Origin of the sequence: Streptomyces sp. NPDC050534, assembly GCF_044457745.1 — a bacterium.
In the GTDB taxonomy this organism is placed as follows: domain Bacteria; phylum Actinomycetota; class Actinomycetes; order Streptomycetales; family Streptomycetaceae; genus Streptomyces.
Genome location: NZ_JBITHF010000015.1, coordinates 46,439 through 62,143, shown reverse-complemented (window position 1 = coordinate 62,143; position 15,705 = coordinate 46,439). Strand labels below are relative to the sequence as shown.

10 protein-coding genes are annotated in these 15,705 nt (G+C 70.7%); 2 read left to right on the top strand and 8 right to left on the bottom strand.

Translation table 11 applies throughout. The features are described from left to right. Nucleotides 1-1,536 precede the first annotated feature (1,536 nt). Nucleotides 1,537-2,451 carry an NADP-dependent oxidoreductase gene (locus tag ACIBN2_RS38090; RefSeq protein WP_399141555.1) on the bottom strand — a complete coding sequence of 305 codons (915 nt, stop codon included), beginning with the start codon at nt 2,449-2,451 and terminating at the stop codon, nt 1,537-1,539. Nucleotides 2,452-2,919: 468 nt separating this feature from the next. Between ACIBN2_RS38090 and ACIBN2_RS38085 the strand changes: the two genes are divergently transcribed. After that, a complete protein-coding gene (locus ACIBN2_RS38085; RefSeq protein ID WP_399141553.1) occupies nt 2,920-3,189 on the top strand; it encodes a hypothetical protein in 270 nt (89 codons plus the stop codon). A 411-nt stretch (nt 3,190-3,600) separates the two neighbouring features. Here the strand turns inward: ACIBN2_RS38085 and ACIBN2_RS38080 are convergent, their stop codons facing one another. The 6 genes from ACIBN2_RS38080 to ACIBN2_RS38055 form a co-directional block, all read right to left on the bottom strand. Next, on the bottom strand, nt 3,601-5,292 hold the full coding sequence (locus ACIBN2_RS38080; protein WP_399141552.1) for a bifunctional 3-(3-hydroxy-phenyl)propionate/3-hydroxycinnamic acid hydroxylase: 1,692 nt from the start codon (nt 5,290-5,292) through the stop codon (nt 3,601-3,603). Beyond that, nucleotides 5,289-6,440 carry a VOC family protein gene (locus tag ACIBN2_RS38075; RefSeq protein WP_399141551.1) on the bottom strand — a complete coding sequence of 384 codons (1,152 nt, stop codon included), beginning with the start codon at nt 6,438-6,440 and terminating at the stop codon, nt 5,289-5,291. The genes ACIBN2_RS38080 and ACIBN2_RS38075 overlap by 4 nt, the downstream gene beginning before the upstream one ends. A 152-nt stretch (nt 6,441-6,592) precedes the next feature. Continuing rightward, nucleotides 6,593-8,356, bottom strand: coding sequence for an FAD-dependent monooxygenase (locus ACIBN2_RS38070; protein ID WP_399141550.1), 1,764 nt, complete (start codon nt 8,354-8,356; stop codon nt 6,593-6,595). A gap of 510 nt (nt 8,357-8,866) precedes the next feature. Then, nucleotides 8,867-9,220 (bottom strand): DoxX family protein, encoded by a 354-nt coding sequence (locus ACIBN2_RS38065; RefSeq protein ID WP_399141548.1) that lies wholly within the window; start codon nt 9,218-9,220, stop codon nt 8,867-8,869. Continuing rightward, entirely contained in the window at nt 9,217-11,154 is a 1,938-nt protein-coding gene (locus ACIBN2_RS38060) for an acyl-CoA synthetase (RefSeq protein WP_399141546.1), read from the bottom strand. Before ACIBN2_RS38060 ends, ACIBN2_RS38065 begins: the two co-directional genes overlap by 4 nt. Before the next feature lie 95 nt (nt 11,155-11,249). Beyond that, nucleotides 11,250-12,203, bottom strand: a complete 954-nt coding sequence (locus ACIBN2_RS38055; RefSeq protein WP_399141544.1) for a fumarylacetoacetate hydrolase family protein — start codon at nt 12,201-12,203, stop codon at nt 11,250-11,252. Between the two features lie 154 nt (nt 12,204-12,357). On the opposite strand from ACIBN2_RS38055, the gene ACIBN2_RS38050 reads away from it, so the two are divergent. Next, nucleotides 12,358-13,029: a TetR/AcrR family transcriptional regulator gene (locus ACIBN2_RS38050; RefSeq protein ID WP_399141542.1), complete on the top strand. Its 672-nt coding sequence runs from the start codon at nt 12,358-12,360 to the stop codon at nt 13,027-13,029. A gap of 863 nt (nt 13,030-13,892) precedes the next feature. On the opposite strand, the gene ACIBN2_RS38045 is transcribed toward ACIBN2_RS38050, so the two are convergent. Further along, nucleotides 13,893-15,701, bottom strand: coding sequence for an RICIN domain-containing protein (locus ACIBN2_RS38045; RefSeq protein ID WP_399141540.1), 1,809 nt, complete (start codon nt 15,699-15,701; stop codon nt 13,893-13,895). Between the last annotated feature and the right edge of the window lie 4 nt (nt 15,702-15,705).

The following is a 15,705-nucleotide window of genomic DNA, read 5'->3' as shown; positions in this document are numbered from 1 at the left end:
GGCGGCGGGCGGCGGGCGGCGGGCGGCGGGCGGCGGGCGGCGGGCGGCGGGCGGCGGGCGGCGGGCGGCGGGCGGCGGGCGGCGGGCGGCGGGCGGCGGGCGAACGCCCGTGCCGCCTGGAGCGGTTCACCGGTTTCCTCGAATTCCTCTCCGGCTTGAAAGCCGGCGCATCCTCGAGGAGACCCGCGGAGCTCGGCCGGCAGTCGTCGGACTTCCTTCCAAACTGTGCAGCCGTTTATCTGCCGTCATCGGTGATGTTGAGTGGGGGCACGAGGCTGTCGCCCGGCCACAAGGGGGATCCTGCTTCCGCCCAGGCGAGTTGCCTGCCGACCTCGAAGAGAGCCCTGACACGGTCGCGAGGCCCGTATGCGCGATGTGCGCCGGAGGTGGAGTCGGCGACGCGGACCTCGCTGTGCGGGCCGGCGCATACCAGGACGCGGGTGATCTCCGGCAGCCTCAGGGTGATCACGGACCGGAATGGACCTCCGTCGTCCCTGGGGATCTCGGCCCACTTGGCGAAGTAGCCGTAGACCGACTGCCAGGGCGCGCCGATTCCACGATTCGGTGCCTTTGCGAGCGATCCGACGGGTGATGTTCGGCTCTACAAGCCATCGCCGCACGTGGGCGTAGTCATACCCCGGCGTGAAGCTTGTCGGGCCTGCGTCGACGAGGGCCGGCGGGAGCGGACCGGAGGACGTCGCCGCCTGGCACGCTGAGGTGCGAGGGTCAGTCGGTCGGCGGGGTCAGAGCGTCCGGTCGGGACAACGTCTCGGACAGCGGCAGCCTGTCCCTTGCGGCAACGATCCGACGCACCCGCAGTTCGGCTCGTGTCCGCGGACGGTACTTGGGCTCCTTGCCACACCCGCAGACAGATCGCCCTTCGTAGCGAAGCCCTTCCCCCAACGCCGCAGCCACAACAGACCACCCGGGGGCATCCCGCCTGCGCGGCGGGGCGAAGTCATGACCAGCGCAAATGAGCGGCCGAGAACAGTTTGGGCACAGGCGCTCCCGCTGCGGATAGGCATGCTGCTTGAAGCTGACTCGGCACGAGACATACGCGTAATGCAGCTTGTAGTAGGTCATGCCGTAGAAGCACATCGAGTCACCGTACCGAGCAGCCCTGCAGGCAGACCGCCCGTTTCGATCGAGCAACGGTCCGCCACCGGAAACGGCGTCCAAAGAGCCTTCCGCGCCAACGATGCGAAGACCTCTTCCGGAATCTCAGTCATGGAAGCCGCACCTTCACTGCACAAAGCTCCCCGTGGGCGACACCGGCCAACCCGCGATCGGCCCAATCATGCATCCTTCTCAGTTGCCCCTGCTGCAGCGCCGGTTCGATGTCCCCCGTCTCGAGGCGCTCTGAGGATTTCTGGCCGGGCGCGCACGGTGCGGTCCCCCTACCGCGGGGTGCTCGAGCGGAGTTTCGCGTGACTGCATGGCTTGCTACGCGGCCGCCCACCCTCGGCCTGACGACGTCTCGATCGGGTCTGGCGGAGGTCGTGGCCCAGCATCGGGGTCGGGCGGTGCCCGGGCGGGTCATGCTCGGGTGAGCACGATCTTCTTGCCGCCGGCCCGTCCGGCAATCACCCGGGCGAACGCAGCCGGTCCTTCGCTCAGCGGCAGGGGTTCCGGTGCAAGGGTCAAGGTTCCCGCGGCGGCCTGCTCCGCCATCTGGACCAGCTGCGCGGCGTTGGGTTCGACGTACAGGTCCCAGCTCGTGATGCCTCGTTCGTCCGCGGGCGCGTCCGAGGTCAGGGAGCACAGGCGGCCGCCGTCCCGCACCAGAGGCAGCGCGGCGTCCGCCGTGCCGGCGGCGATGATGAGGGCGGCGTCGAACCCGCCACGTGCCTTGGCCGGCCAGTTCGGGTCGTGGTAGTCGACGACCTCCGTCGCTCCCAGACCGAGCAGGCGCTCTGCGCCGGCAGCAGACGCGGTCGCGGTCACCTCGATGCCCTTGGCCGCGGCGAGTTGGATGGCCAGGGCTCCGGTGGCCCCGCCTCCGTTGGTGATCAGGAGCCGCTGCCCTGGGCCGAGGTCCAGCTTCTCCAGGGCCTGCCACGCGGTGAGTCCGTTGACCGGCAGCGCCGCCGCGTGCACGGCGTCCAGCCCGGACGGGCAGGCTGCCGCGTGATCCGCGTTGATCAGAACCTGTTCGGCCCAGAAGCCGCTTCCCCCGGGCAGCGGGGCCTCGTGGGCGAGCACCCGGTCGCCTACGGCGAACCCGCTGACGTCGGCGCCGACGGCCAGCACCTTGCCCGCGCCCTCCACTCCCAGCGCCGCCGGCGGGCGCAGCCCCACGTCCCAGCTACCGCCGTTCAGCAGTTCGTCCCAAGGGCCGACCCCGGCCGCCTCAACCGCCACCAGGATCTGACCGGGCCCGGGAGACGTCGGTTCGGGCAACTCCAGCAGGGCGACTTCCTTCTCGGCCCCGGAAACTCCGCACGCCTTCACAGCAGATCGTTCCTCTCACTCGGCCCGGCCGGCCGGGAGGTACGGGCCGGATACCCAAAGCGGCAGCGGCAGCAGTGTCGACCCGGGATCCCTGCAGAGATCGCTCGTTGTCTCAGCCGCATTGATGTCGAGCCTAAGCAGTCAGTGGCCCGGACATGTGGTCCATTCGGAGCGTGGATACCTGGGCCAATCGTGGCAGAGGTCTGCACCTGGAGCTTGGGGCGAGTCGGGTCGTACGCCATCGCGTGCGAGTAGCGAAAACGCTGCCAACGCCGTGAGCGGCGTGAGCGGCGTGTCCAGCATCGCCATCCTGATCGGCCGTCCGAATCAGTTTGGGCCCTGCGCCGACCCCACGCTGTTCACCGGAGACTTCGGAGTTTTGCCCGTCAGTACGCGTATGACCTCGGCGGCGGCGAAGTCGCGCACCGTGTGCATGCCTACCGTGCGCTCAGCGCATCCACCGCAGCGATGGCTCACGGCTCCGACGAGACGCTGACATTGCGGCCGCCTCGCGACGGCGACACGGTCCAAGACCGGAGCTCCATCCCCCTCTACGCCGATCCGACCGAAGCACTCACGTACTTCGAGCCCAGCAACGCCGCCCAGTTCTTACTCGGCAAGAACGTCGTACAGCACTACGCCCACGCAGCACGAGCCGAACTCGTCTGGTCCCGCCAACACGTCACAGCCATGGAACGCCGGCGCGGGATCGCCTGGAAGCCCCCTGCCGCTGGGTGACAACTCCCCTCCTCGGCGGCAGGGACCATCTCCAGCTCGGCCAGACCCGCTTGCCCCGACTGAGCAGGCCGGCATCCCACTTCTGCGCCATCGCATCGACGATAACCAGGCCCTGGCCGCGCTCGTCGTCTTCGGCGAAGCGCCTGACCGCCAGCGTGCGGCTTCGGCCGGTCACCGCGACCCTGACCCGCTCGCCGTCCACACGCTCGAGAGTGCCCGAAGAGGCACACAAAGGGGCGTCATCGAAAGTCCCCCATTTTTATGGAAACTCACATGAGTACCGAACTGGCCTCTGACCAGGCGGGACAATGCGCCAGGACCAGATGGGAAGGCTTTGTGGTCGATGCCGGTGTGTGGGCGGCGCCATAGGGCCCCCAGTCTCCGGTGGGGACCGGGGTTCCTCCGCGTTGCCTACTCGGCCGCCGTCACTGTGGTTCCGTGCCCCTGGGGAGTGCCCTCTGCTGCGCGGCCGCTGCCGCACAGCAGGGCTGCCCAGGCCGCCGATGCGGCCGCGAGGTCGTCTCCGCACGTGGTGCCGGGGCGGCGGGGCCGGGCCGCGGTGGCGAGAACGACGCGGTCGGGGCGGAGCAGGACGGCGCCCGCGGTGCCCATCCAACGGACCAGGGCGCTGGTGCCCGGATCGGCTTCGGCGCGGTGCTCGGCGCCGTCGGTGCCTGACCGTCGCCGCCGGGGGGCGTGCAGGTGGATGACGCGGGCGTCCAGCGCTCGGACCAGCGCAAGCAGGGCCGGGCTGAGCGGTGCGGTGGCCAGGACCGCGAAGCCCTCGCCGAGCCGCTCATCCAGCAGGCGCGGGGTGCCGTCGGCGTCGGGGAGACGCGGTTGGGGGCACCGCGTTCCGGGGCGCGGGTGACCCGGGCGGCGGGAGCCGGCCAGGGGGCCCGGTCTCAGCGGTGGGCTGACGGCGGACAGTACGAGACGGGAGGCGCCGGGCAGGCGGGAGAGGGCGGGCAGGGCAGTGTTGCGGGCCAGTGCGGTGACTGTTCCGCCGCCGGTCATGACGGCGCCGATGGCCACGGCGGTGCGGATCAACTGCCGTGCGTGGCGGTGGCGTTCGGCCTGGTAGGTGTCGAGCAGGGTTTCGCCTGCGCGGCCGGTCAGGACGCGGGCGAGCTTCCAGGCGAGGTTGTGGGCGTCACGCATGCCCGCACCCAGCCCCTGCCCGATGAACGGCGGGGTGAGGTGGGCGGCGTCACCGAGCAGGAAGATGCGGCCTTGGCGCCAGCGGTCGGCGACCTGGGCGCGGAAGGTGTAGGAGGCGGTGCGCAGGACGTGCAGTTCATCCTCGGGGATGCCCGGAGTCCAAGGAGCGATCAACGCGAGCAGGCGCTGACGGTCGGTGAGCTCCTCCGGCTGCTCGCCGGTGTGCAGGCGGAACTCCCAGCGGTAGCGGTCCTCGCCGATGCGCATGTAGGTGGCCGCCCGTTGCGGGTCGCAGATCTGGTGGACGCCGTCCCAGGCGGGCAGCGGCAGGCGGCAGCGGACGTCGACGACCAGCCACTGCTGGGGAGCGGCGAGGTCCTGCATCCGGGAGCCGATGACGGCGCGGACCAGGCTGCCCGCGCCGTCGCATCCCAGGACGGAGTCGGCCAGGAGGGTGTGGATGACGCCGGTGTCCTCGTCGCGGAAGGTCACCCGCACGGGAGCGCCGTTGTGCGGGGGCGGAGTCAGGGCGGTGACCTCCATGCCTCCACGCAGTGTGACCAGCGGCTGTTCCGCGAGGTTGTCCCGGAGCAGCTGTTCGAGTTCAGGCTGGTCGAACATGTTGGCTTCGGGAAAGCCGTGCCATCCGCAGGGGTTGTCGCGGCGGAACTCGGCCAGCACCCGGTGGGAGCCGTCCAGCAGGCGCATGCCGCGGGCGGGGCGGGTGACCGCGCCGAATGTCTCGTGGATACCCACCGTTTGGAGGATGCGGTGCACCTCGTCGTCCAGGTGTACGGCGCGCGGCAGCGGATACGGGGCGCGGTGGCGTTCCAGGACCAGGGCGGGCACGCCGTGTCGGGCCATGAGGGTCGCGGCGGTCAGCCCGGTGGGTCCGGCGCCGATCACCACGACGGGTACATGCTCGGGGGCGGTGGCGGTCACTTGCTCAGGGCTTTCATCAGGCCCATCAGCCGGGCGCGGTCGATTTCGTTGTCCTCGCGCAGTGCGGAGATCGCCTGGAGGAGCGCCCCCGGAGAGGGTGTGGTGCCGAGGAAGTCGCGGGTGGCGGGCGGGCCCCACTGGGCGAGGCCGGAGGCGGACATAGCGGCCCAGCCGGGTTCCAGGGTGCTGTCGAAGACGTCGCCGTCGGCGTAGTGCTCCACCATGAAGCGGTCGGGGTCGCGCCAGTAGTCGAAGATCTGGCTGCCCTGGATGTGCCGGCCGATCCCCCAGGAGTGGTGGTAGCCGCGCTCGCGCAGGTACGCGCCGCCGGCGGCGAGCGTGTCCAGGTCGGCGACCTGGTAGGCGGAGTGGACGTAGCCGGTGTCGGGGCCGAGGTGCATGGCCAGGGTGTGGTGGTCGGCGGGTTCATCGCCGCGGTCGCAGCGGATGAAGGCCATGGTGGGGCCGCGCTCGCGCTGCCCGTCCAGGTAGAGGAAGTCGCTGACGATCAGGCCGAGGTGCTGCAGGTACCAGTCCAGGGCGCGCCGGAAGACCCGGGTGGACAGCACGACGTGGCCCAGGCGTTGTACCTGGGAGGGTTTGCGGGGCGGGCGTTGGGTGGCGTTGACGCGGGCGGCCGCGGTGGCGGTGCCGGTGTTGAGGACCAGGGGTTGCTGGAGCGGTCGCGCGGGGTGCTCGGTGACGCCGTGTACGACGCGGACCGGAATGCCGGAGGGGTCGAGCAGGTCCACGGCGCGGCCTCCGGCGTAGTCGGTGAGGGTGCGGACCGTGTGGCCGGTGGCGCGGGCGAGCCGGTCGAGGTCGGAGGCGTCGGCGGCCTGGAACGCGGGGCCGATGAACCGGGAAGCGGGGCCGCGGCGGATCACCAAGCAGTGCGGTCCGGCCATGGCGCCCCGTAGATAGAGGGTGTCATCGGTGCGCGCAGCGGTGATGAAGCCGAAGTCGTGGGCGAAGGTCTCGGCCCGGTCCAGGTCGGGCTTGGCGAACTCCAGCCAGGCCAGGTCGACCACCTTGATGACGGGCTGAGTGGCGCGGCCGGGGTGCTCTCCGCGCAGGGCGCCCTGCTCGCTGTGCAGACCCTGATGGGCGTCGGCAGCAGGGACGGGGGTGGATGTCGGGTCGTTCACGGCGGATTCCTTCCTGTCGCCTCCACGACCTGTCGCGATGGCGGGGCGGGTGCCGCGGTGCCACGGGGGCGAGGCGAGGTGAGGGTTGGGGGCCCGGCCTGCCGATTGCGGCGGTGATCGGCAGGCCGGGGGGCACGGCGGGTGAGTGGTTCCTACCGTGCGAGCAGGGCGTCCAGTGCGGTGGTGAGGTCGGCGACGGGGGCGGTGGCCGCGCCGTGGGCGCGCCAGCCGATGAAGCGGTCCGGGCGCACGAGGACGGCGCCCTGCGGGGTGTGGCCTCGGACGGCGGTCCAGGTGGAGCGCAGGTCGCGGTAGTCGCCGTCGAGGTGGCCGATGCGGATCGCGTCCAGCGGCAGCCCGCATTCGGCGGAGATCTTCTCGGCGGCTTCGCACCAGGCCTGACCGTCCTCTCCGGCGATCAGCAGCATGCGGCCGGGGCGCACCAGGCGGGCCAGGGCCACGCGACGGCCGTCGAGGTCCTCCAGCCAGGCGTGGGGCAGCGGGTGTCCGGGGCGTGCGGCGGGCTGGTAGATCCGGACCGGGTCGGGGTTCTCGGGTGCGGGAGTGCCGTCGGGGACGGCGGCGGAGTCGTACGTGTAGCCGAACTCGACGCCCAGTTCGTTGAACTCCATGGACTGGGCGGCCACGGCAGCGAGGAAGGTGCGGCGGAGGTCGGCGTCGGCGGGGTCATCGCTCCACAGGCGGCGGGCCTGCCGCCAGTTCTCCTCCTCGTCGGCCTTCGGCCCGCCGCCGAAGAGGGCGTTGACGGCGATGTGGTTCATGGCGTTCTCCAGCGAGCGCTGGACGTTGGTGGCGTCCGCCGGGCGCCGTTCGGCCTCGTAGGTGTCGAGCAGGGCGTCGCCGGCATGGCCGTTCAGGACGGCCGCGAGCTTCCAGGTGAGGTTCTGCACGTCGTGCATGGCGGAGGTCAGACCGAGGCCGCCGGTGGGCGGGTGACGGTGGGCGGCGTCGCCGGCGATCAGGACGCGGCCGGCGCGGTAGCGGTCGGCGACCACGCCCTCCAGGGTCCAGCGGGAGATCATGTGGACCGTCAGGTCCTTCTCGCTCAGGCCCAGCCCGGTGCGCAGGTCGGCCAGGACGGACTCGTCGTCCAGCGCGCGGCCGTCGTCGGGACCGTAGTTGAGGTGGAAGACCCACTCCTCGGACTCGGGTCCCCAGTGGTCGGGGCCCATGGGCACGAGGACGCCGGGGATGCCGAGGTCGGGCAGCCACAGCCAGCGGATCAGCACCTCCGGGTCACGTGCCGAGCCGGACAGGTCTGCGGAGATGTGGAAGGAGACCACGCGGGCGAGGTCGCGCAGGCCCTCCTGGACGATGCCCAGTGCGGGTCCGACGGTACGGCCGCCGTCGCAGCCCAGCAGGTAGCGGGCCCGCACTCGGTAGGTCTCACCTGTGTCGCGGTCGGCGACGGTGACGGTGACGCCCTCGTCGTCCTGGGCGAGTCCGGTCAGTTCGTGGTGGAAGCGGATCCTGCCGGGCGAGAGTTCCTCCGCGCGGGCGCGCAGGACCGGCTCGAGGCGGATCTGCGGCAGGTTGGCCTGCCGCTCGGGGCTGGCCGCGAGCCACTCCGGGGAGTTCCCGCCGGCTCCCCATGCCTCCATCCTGGCGACCCTGCGGCCATAGTCCTCGTGGTCGCCGGCCAGGCCGACGTACCAGGCGGTGTGGGACATCTGCTCAGCCGGGGTGGAAGCGGCGTAGATGGTGTCGGCCACGTCGGCGTCGCGCAGGACCTCCATGGCGCGCTGGTTGAGGACGTGCGCCTTGGGCAGGACGGAGGTGCCGGGCCAGGCGGTGACCAGCAGGCTTTCGATGCCCATACGGCTGAGCAGCATGGAGGCGGTGAGCCCCGCACCGCCTCCGCCGACGATGAGGACGGGGACGTCGATGTCGTTCATGGATACTCCATGGGGTGTCACGGCTCGCGGCCATGGGGTGGGGACGGCTCGGGGAGCGGCGGGGGAACAGCGCCAAGGGCGTTTCCCCGGTCGATTGCTCGAGGCGGGGCGCCGGTCCCGTTCGCGGGTTGAGCGAGCGGCGGCGAGTGCGGATGCGAAAGGCTGGTCGGGCCAGAAGGGGCCCGGTCACGGCGGGCGGGCATCGGCAGTGCGGACGGCACGGAGAGGCTGCTGGAAACCGGTTGTGGCGAAACCGGCCGTGGCGAATCAGGGGCCACTTCGCGCCTCGGCGGTCAGGGCGGTGGGGATGCGGTGGGCGGCGTATGACACGAAGGCGGCCCGTGACGGCGGCCGTGAGTGTGGGCGCTGTGCTGCGTCGGCCACCACATGGAGGTGCGGGGCGGCGAATGCTGGCGGATGTCGATGCGGCTCATCGTGATGCTCCTCTGGTCCCGGGCGGCGGCTGGACGGTCACGGCGGTACGCCGAACGCCGACGACAGGGTGTGTGGTCACCGGCCCCCGGCCAGCAGGACGAGGTGGGCGCAGGCCAGGGCACCCACGACGACGGCCGGCAGGCAGCGGGTCACCGGGTCGCCGCTGCGCAGGTGGACGACGACGGCTCCGGCCATGAGCAGGATCAGGCCGGTCGAGGCGGCGGCCCCGAGCGCGGTGATCCGCAGGCCGAGCAGCAGGCCGGCCACTGCCGCCACCTCCAGAGCACCCAGTAGGCGGTAGTGGGTGGTGGTCATGCCGACGTGGGCCGCGGCCTGGCACATCGCGGGGACTGCCGCGAGCTTGGCCGACCCGAGCAGGAGGAAGATCCCGGCGAGGAGGACGGCGAGGACGATGGCGGTGGTGCTCATGGGGCTTCTCTCTCAGGTGGCTGGCTGGAGGCGTACCGCCAGTGCAGGACGTACCGGTCGAGGGCTGCGGTGACCCTGCGTCGTATCGCCTCGTCGGCAAGGTCGGGCACCGTGACGCGGACACCGCCGTCGTGCGGCCGGCACAGGATGCGCTCGGGATCGCACTCCGCTCCCTGGGCGACCAGTTCGGCATGGACCGCGCCGCGGGTGGCGTCCAGGCGCAGGCCGAGTTTGTAGGGCTTGCCGACGGCGGTGAGCGGGATGGTGTCGATCACGACCAATTCCCGCGGGGTGGCGGCGCGTTCGGGGACCCGTTCGGTGGCCCAGGCGAGCAGGTCGGTGGAGTCGGCTTCGGCACCGGGGGCGAGGGTGACATAGGCGACGGGCACCTCGCCGGCATGCGGGTCGGGGCGGCCGACCGCCGCGGCGGCGGTGACCTCGGGGTGGGCGAGAAGGGCGTCTTCGATCCAGGCGGGGTCGATGTTGTGCCCGCCGCGGATGATCAGGTCCTTGGCCCGTCCGGCCAGATGGATGAAGCCGTCGGCGTCGATGCGGGCCAGGTCGCCCGTGTCAAGCCAGCCGTCGCGGATCTTCCCCGCGGTGTCCAGGCTCGGCCCGTGAGCGGTGCGCTCGCGGACATACCCGGCGAAGAGGGCCGGGCCGTTGATGGCGAGCACTCCGGTGGCGCCCGGCGGCAGGTCGTGCCACTCGCCGGTGTCCGGGTCGATCCGCACGGTCTTGACCTGCTGGTAGGGCAGGCGACGCCCGACGCTGCCGGGGCGGGTGTGACCGGGCAGGCCGAGAGCGGAGGCACAGGTCGCCTCCGTCAGCCCGTAGCCCTCGCACAGGGGGATGCCGGTGTGGTCCTCGAAGGACTTGCGTACGGCGGATGGCAGAGGCGAGGCGCCGACGGCGGCGAAGCGCATGCTGGAGATGTCCGCATCGACGGGGACCTGGGTGAGGACGGCGTACACGGTGGGCACGCCGGACATGGTGGCGATGCGATAGTGCTCCACCAGCTTCCAGAACACCGGATACAGCTCGGGATCGCGGTAGCCCAGCGGCCCGGCCCACACCACTTCGCGGCCGCGCAGCAGCGGGCCGAGCAGGGTGACGATCAGGGCGTTGACGTGGAACAGCGGCAGCGCCGCGAACATCACCGAGTCCTCGTCGAGAGGAATGCTCGCCGCCACCATCCAGGCGTCGACGACTTCGTTGGTGTGCGTGTGCGCGGCGAGCCGGGGAGTGCCGGTGGTGCCGCCGGTGTGGAAGTAGGCGGCCAGGTCGTCGGCGGCCGGGGGCTCGATGTCCACCAGCCGGTCGGCGGGATGGGACGCGGCAAGCTCCGTGAGGTAGCCGACGCGTACTCCTTCGATGGGCTCCAGCGCGGGGGTGGGGCCGTCGGCCAGAGTGGGGGTCAGCGCCAGCAGCGCGTCCAGCCGCAGGGCCGCGGCGACCTGCCGGGCCGTGGCCCACACCTGTGCATCCAACTGCGGACCGGCGGCGATGAGCACCCGCGCGCCGCCGCGCCGCAGCAACTGCTCGACGTGTTCGGACGCCAGGCCCGGATTCACCGGGGCGGCGATGCCCGCGGCCTGCGCGGCCAGCAGGGCAGAAGGCAGCTCCGCGGTGTTCGGTGCGAGCAGACCCACAGCGACGCGACGGGTGACGCCGAAAGAGCGCAGCAAATTGGCGGTGCGATGGACCTGGTCGCGCAGCTGCGTGAAGGTCACGGTGGCGGGGCGGAGGAAGCGTGCGGCGTCGGGCAGCGCCGTCAGGGCCGGGCGGTCGGGCCATAGACGGGCGGCGCGCAGCACGGTGTTGTAAGTGGTGGCGGGCAGGCCGCGCTCACGCAGCGGAACAGCCTCGATCGCGGACAGGTCCGCGATGTGCTCGGCGGCGGGCCACAGCAGGTCGGTGGGTGTGAGTGTCACCGGTGCGCCTTTGCAGGGTGAGGAATGGGGATGGAGCGGCCGACCCGGTACGGGGAACCGGGCCGGCCCGTCCCGGGCTGGAGTCCCGGGAGTCGTCAGCGGGCGCGCACCACCGTGCGCTGCTCGCCGAGATCGAGTGCGCCGTCGTCGGTCGCGATACGGGCCGTGACGACGTCGCCGTCCTTGAGGTAGTCGGGGTTCGCCTGCTGGCGGGCGAAGAACTTCTGCCAGCGCTTGTGCGGGGGCAGCAGGGCGGCGAGCGTGGTGAGGAGCCGGCCGGGGGATCTCAGGGCGGTGCCGCCGGGCGTTCCGGTGAGCAGGACGTCACCGGGCTGCAGCGTCTGGAAGCGGGCCAGCAGGCTGAGGGCGCTCGCGGGCCGGACGATCATGTCCGTGGTGGTGCGGTCCTGCCGGGTGGCCCCGTTGACCGCCAGCGTCAGCCGCAGCTCCGGCAGGCGGGCCAGATCGTCCGCATCGACCAGGAGCAGCCGGGGCCCGAGCGGAGTGAAGGTCGGGTACGACTTGGACTCGTAGAACTGCGTCTTGGGCAGTTGCAGGTCGCGGGCGCTGACGTCGTTGGCGACGACCAGCGCGGCGACGTAGTGGGACAGGTCGGTGTCGGTGACCTCGGTGCCGACCGGCAGGTCCGCGCCCATCACCAGCCCGAGCTCCACCTCGTAGTCCAGGAAACGCACGTGCTGTGGACGCACGATGTCCTGGTCCGGGCCGCTGATGGAACCGGACGCCTTGCGGAAGAACGCGGGCGGGACGGTGTCAGGGTCGAATCCGGAATCCACCGCGTGGGAACGGTAGTTGACCATCTGCGCCACCACCCGGCAGGGGGTGGTGACGGGCGACAGCAGCCCGGCCCCTCCAGTGGAAAGTCCGGCGTCGGGGGCAGCCGCGGCGTGGGCGGCCGCCCGCTGCACGGCGGAACGGTCGGCGAGCAGGCCGGCGGTGGTGTCCGCGTCGGTGTCGACGCGGTGCAACCGTCCTGTGCCGCTCTCCACCCACCAGCCATCTGTGGTGCGGACGACCTGGATACTCATCGGCTCTCCTGAGTCCTGGACAGGCGCCGACCGGCCCGCTCCCGCGAGCAGCTCCAGTCAGCAGTGATGAAAGCATCAGTCCAGATGAAGCCCTCGTCAACGGCCATCAGTAATGATGGATCTATCAGAACTGATCCTTGGATAAGATGGAGAGATGAGCACCGAACGACGGGGCAAGGCCGACGGTCAAACCCCCAGCCGCGCACCCAACCGCCTGGACCGGCGCAAGGCACGCACCCGGGCGGCGCTGATCGCCGCCGCGCAGGGGTTTCTCGCCGAACAGGGGCGGACCGACGTGAGCATCCAGGAAATCACCGAGGCGGCGGACGTCGGCTTCGGCTCCTTCTACAACCACTTCACCAGCAAGGACGAACTGTTCGACGCCGCCGTCGCCCTCACCCTGGAGGAACACGGCGTCCTCCTGGAATCCGCCGTGGAAGACCTGAAGGACCCCGCGGAGATCTTCGCCGCCAGCGTCCGCCTGACCGGCCGGCTACGGCGCACCCACACACAGATCGCCAGGATCCTCGTCCGCACCGGCATGCCCTACCTGACCTCCGGCAACGGCCTGGCCCCGCGGGCGATGCGAGACCTGCAGGCCGCCGCCGACAGCGGTCGGCTGGACATCGACGACCCGCACACCGCCGTGGCCATGGTCGGCGGCGCCCTCCTCGGAGTGCTCCACCTGCTGGAGACCCGCCCGGACCTCGATGCAGCGCAGGTTTCCGACCAGTTGGCCTGCCGCCTGCTGCGCATGTTCGGCATGACGCGCGCAGAAGCACAGGAGATCACTGCACGGCCCCTGCCATCGCTTCCGCGGACCTGATGGACGAAAGGCACCGATGGAGAGGGCAAAGCCGACGGGGCCCCTCCATGAATGACTGCGCCGTACACCTCCAGGCGTCGCTCCCACCCCACGTCCGGGTCGAAGCCCGGCCTGTCTTCACCGATCCTGCGATGCGCACCCTGTACCGGAACTGGGCGGACGTCGCCCACGTCTGGCCCGCCTGCGAAGGGAGGCGTAGCAACGGGCGGACGACCCGCGTATGGCACTCCTCGTCGGTGAACTGTCGGTGCGGGCCGAGGACTTTCGGCGGTGGTGAGCGCACGACCGCTTGACGGGCAAGTCGACCGGCGCCCAGCACCCGCATCACCCCATGGTCGGCGACCTCACCCTCCGGAGGGACACACCTACCAGCAGCGCCGACCACGACGATGGCCGACACGGAACGGCTGACGCCGGACAGCCCGTGGTGACGTCGCTGTTCATGGCCGGCGGAGCGAGTAATTGCCCCCAGTCCCGGCGCAACTGACAGCCCCTCTCACCGAAGAAGCCAGCGGTGTAAGGGCTTCGAGTTCGTGGTCCGGCGAACTGGGTCCAGGGGGCGGTTACCGGGCCCGAGGTGGCAGGCTGCGTTTTGCCATGCAGTGCCGTTCGGGGGTGTGACAGGTCCCTTCACGCTGCGGAATGGCGACGGCGCCCTCAAATTGCGCCGGGAGGCAGCGCCCGGTTGTGCAGCTGGGCTGAAGTGGATGCTTCCGTGTCACGCGCGCGTGGTCAGCCGCACCGAGGACTCGCCTGATCACCGGCTGCTGTCGTAGTGCGCGGAGCCGAACACGCCCGAGTACTACGTGCTCCTCCTCGCGAGTTCAGCATCGGGGTGGCCAGGTCGGCCCCAAGCACTACGGCTACCGGCGTACGAGCTTCCAGTCCTGCGAGCCGTCGTCGGTGGCGTGCTGCAGGGTCAGCGGCGTGTTCTGTGACGCGCCGGTGAGGTACAGGTCCGTGGTTCCGGCGGCCTGGAATCTGTAGGTGCCGGTGCCGGACTTGACGAGGTTCCAACTGCCTCTGGTGCTGTTGTCCACCCACTGACCGATCCTCTGGCCGGCGGTCGCGTTCCCGGTCCAGATGGCCGCAGCGCGGCCGCCTGACATGTTCAGGAGGGTCATGCCGCCCTGTGGCTCGGCCACCACGTGCCAGTACTGCGTTTCCCCGTTCGCCACCGTTCCGGCGTCTTCCAGCACCACGTCGGGCACGTCACCGTTGCCGATGTTCGCGTCGTTGTTGTGGTTGCCGGTGCCGATCACCTGGCCGGTCCTGCGGTTCACCAGCTGGTAGTAGGCGCCGTCGGAGTTGCCGAGGTCGACCTCCGCGTAGGCGATCGTGGAGTTGCCCTGGTTGTTGAGGACCGCGATACGTCCAGTGCCACGGACGTACTGCAGGTTGCGGCTGTAGGCGGCCGGTGAGGTGGTCTGGTACTCCTTCCACACACCGTCGCTGCGGCCGCCGGCGTTGACCCAGACGTTGCCGCTGCCTGCGGCGTTGTAGACCAGGCGGCCCTCGGGGAGCCTGATGACGACCGGGCTGCCGCCGGTCGCGAGGGGGCGTGAGCCGGCGTCGACGGGCAGGGAGGTGACGCCCGTGCCGGTGGGAGACCCGCGAAAGAACTTCAGCGGGTCGTCAGCGATGACGAACCTGGTGTTGGGCCCGCCGCCCCAGTACTCGAAGGTAAGAAGCCACTTGCCGTCCGTCGTCGGGACCACGTTCGCCATGCCCGGACGGCCGCCGCCGATCTCCGCCTTGCCGCCTCCCATGTCCTGAGTCCCGCCGGCGACGTCCACGACGGGGGCGCTCCACTTCTCGCCGCTGCCGTTCCAGGTGCGGTGGACGATGATCTGACCGTGCGAGTCGGTGGCGGCGCCGTTGGCCGGGTCCAGAGTCGGGGTGCCGGCGGCCGGATCGAGCCCGGTGTAGTCGTTCTCGTCGGAGTAGTAGCAGACGAGCTTGCCTTCGTAGACCATCAGGTACGGCTCCCACAGAGGGTCGACCTGGCGATGCGTGTTGGCCTGTGAGACGTTCTGACCGATCGCGCCCGCGCTGCCGCCCTGCCAGCCGCCTGTCGCGACGATGTTGAGGACCTTCCAGGTCCTGCCGTCGTCGGTGCTGGAGTACAGGGCGATCGCCAGGTCGCTGCGGTCACCGTCGTTGGTCGGAGTCCAGTTCGCGTCGGCCGCCTTGTGCTCGCGATAGTACTGATCGTCGCCCGATACGACGCTCGCCAGCAGCAGGGTCCCGGCTCTCAGCCTGCCGACCTTCTGCGGGAGTACGTAGAGGTACGGGTTGGTCCAGTTGCTTGTGTACTTCTGGTACCGAGGATCGTCGGACAGGTAGGCGGGGGCCTTGACCTGCGACAGTGGCTGCCATGTGGTGCCGTGGTCGTCACTCTTGTACACGGGGAGGGTCTCTCCGTCGGCGCCGCCCGTCTGCGGCACGACGGTGGCCTTCTCGAACGAGGCGACCAGGCGGCCGCTCGGCAGCTGCGCCGACTTCGGGTAGATCGCGCAGTTGCCACGTCCCTTGAGGCACGGTTCGTTCCCGAGTTGGTACAGGATCCCGCCGGTGGGGTTGTACGCCTGCGCACCGGACATGGGCAGTGTGGCGATCGCGGACGCCGCGATGAAGGACCCGAGCGTCCTTCGAAGTCTTCTTCTCTGCATTGCT

Coding starts and splice junctions, on each gene's coding strand:
- ACIBN2_RS38085 (WP_399141553.1), top strand. CDS start 2,920: ATGGCTCACGGCTCCGACGAGACGCTGACATTGCGGCCGCCTCGCGAC.
- ACIBN2_RS38070 (WP_399141550.1), bottom strand. CDS start 8,356: ATGAACGACATCGACGTCCCCGTCCTCATCGTCGGCGGAGGCGGTGCG.
- ACIBN2_RS38065 (WP_399141548.1), bottom strand. CDS start 9,220: ATGAGCACCACCGCCATCGTCCTCGCCGTCCTCCTCGCCGGGATCTTC.
- ACIBN2_RS38055 (WP_399141544.1), bottom strand. CDS start 12,203: ATGAGTATCCAGGTCGTCCGCACCACAGATGGCTGGTGGGTGGAGAGC.
- ACIBN2_RS38050 (WP_399141542.1), top strand. CDS start 12,358: ATGAGCACCGAACGACGGGGCAAGGCCGACGGTCAAACCCCCAGCCGC.
- ACIBN2_RS38045 (WP_399141540.1), bottom strand. CDS start 15,701: ATGCAGAGAAGAAGACTTCGAAGGACGCTCGGGTCCTTCATCGCGGCG.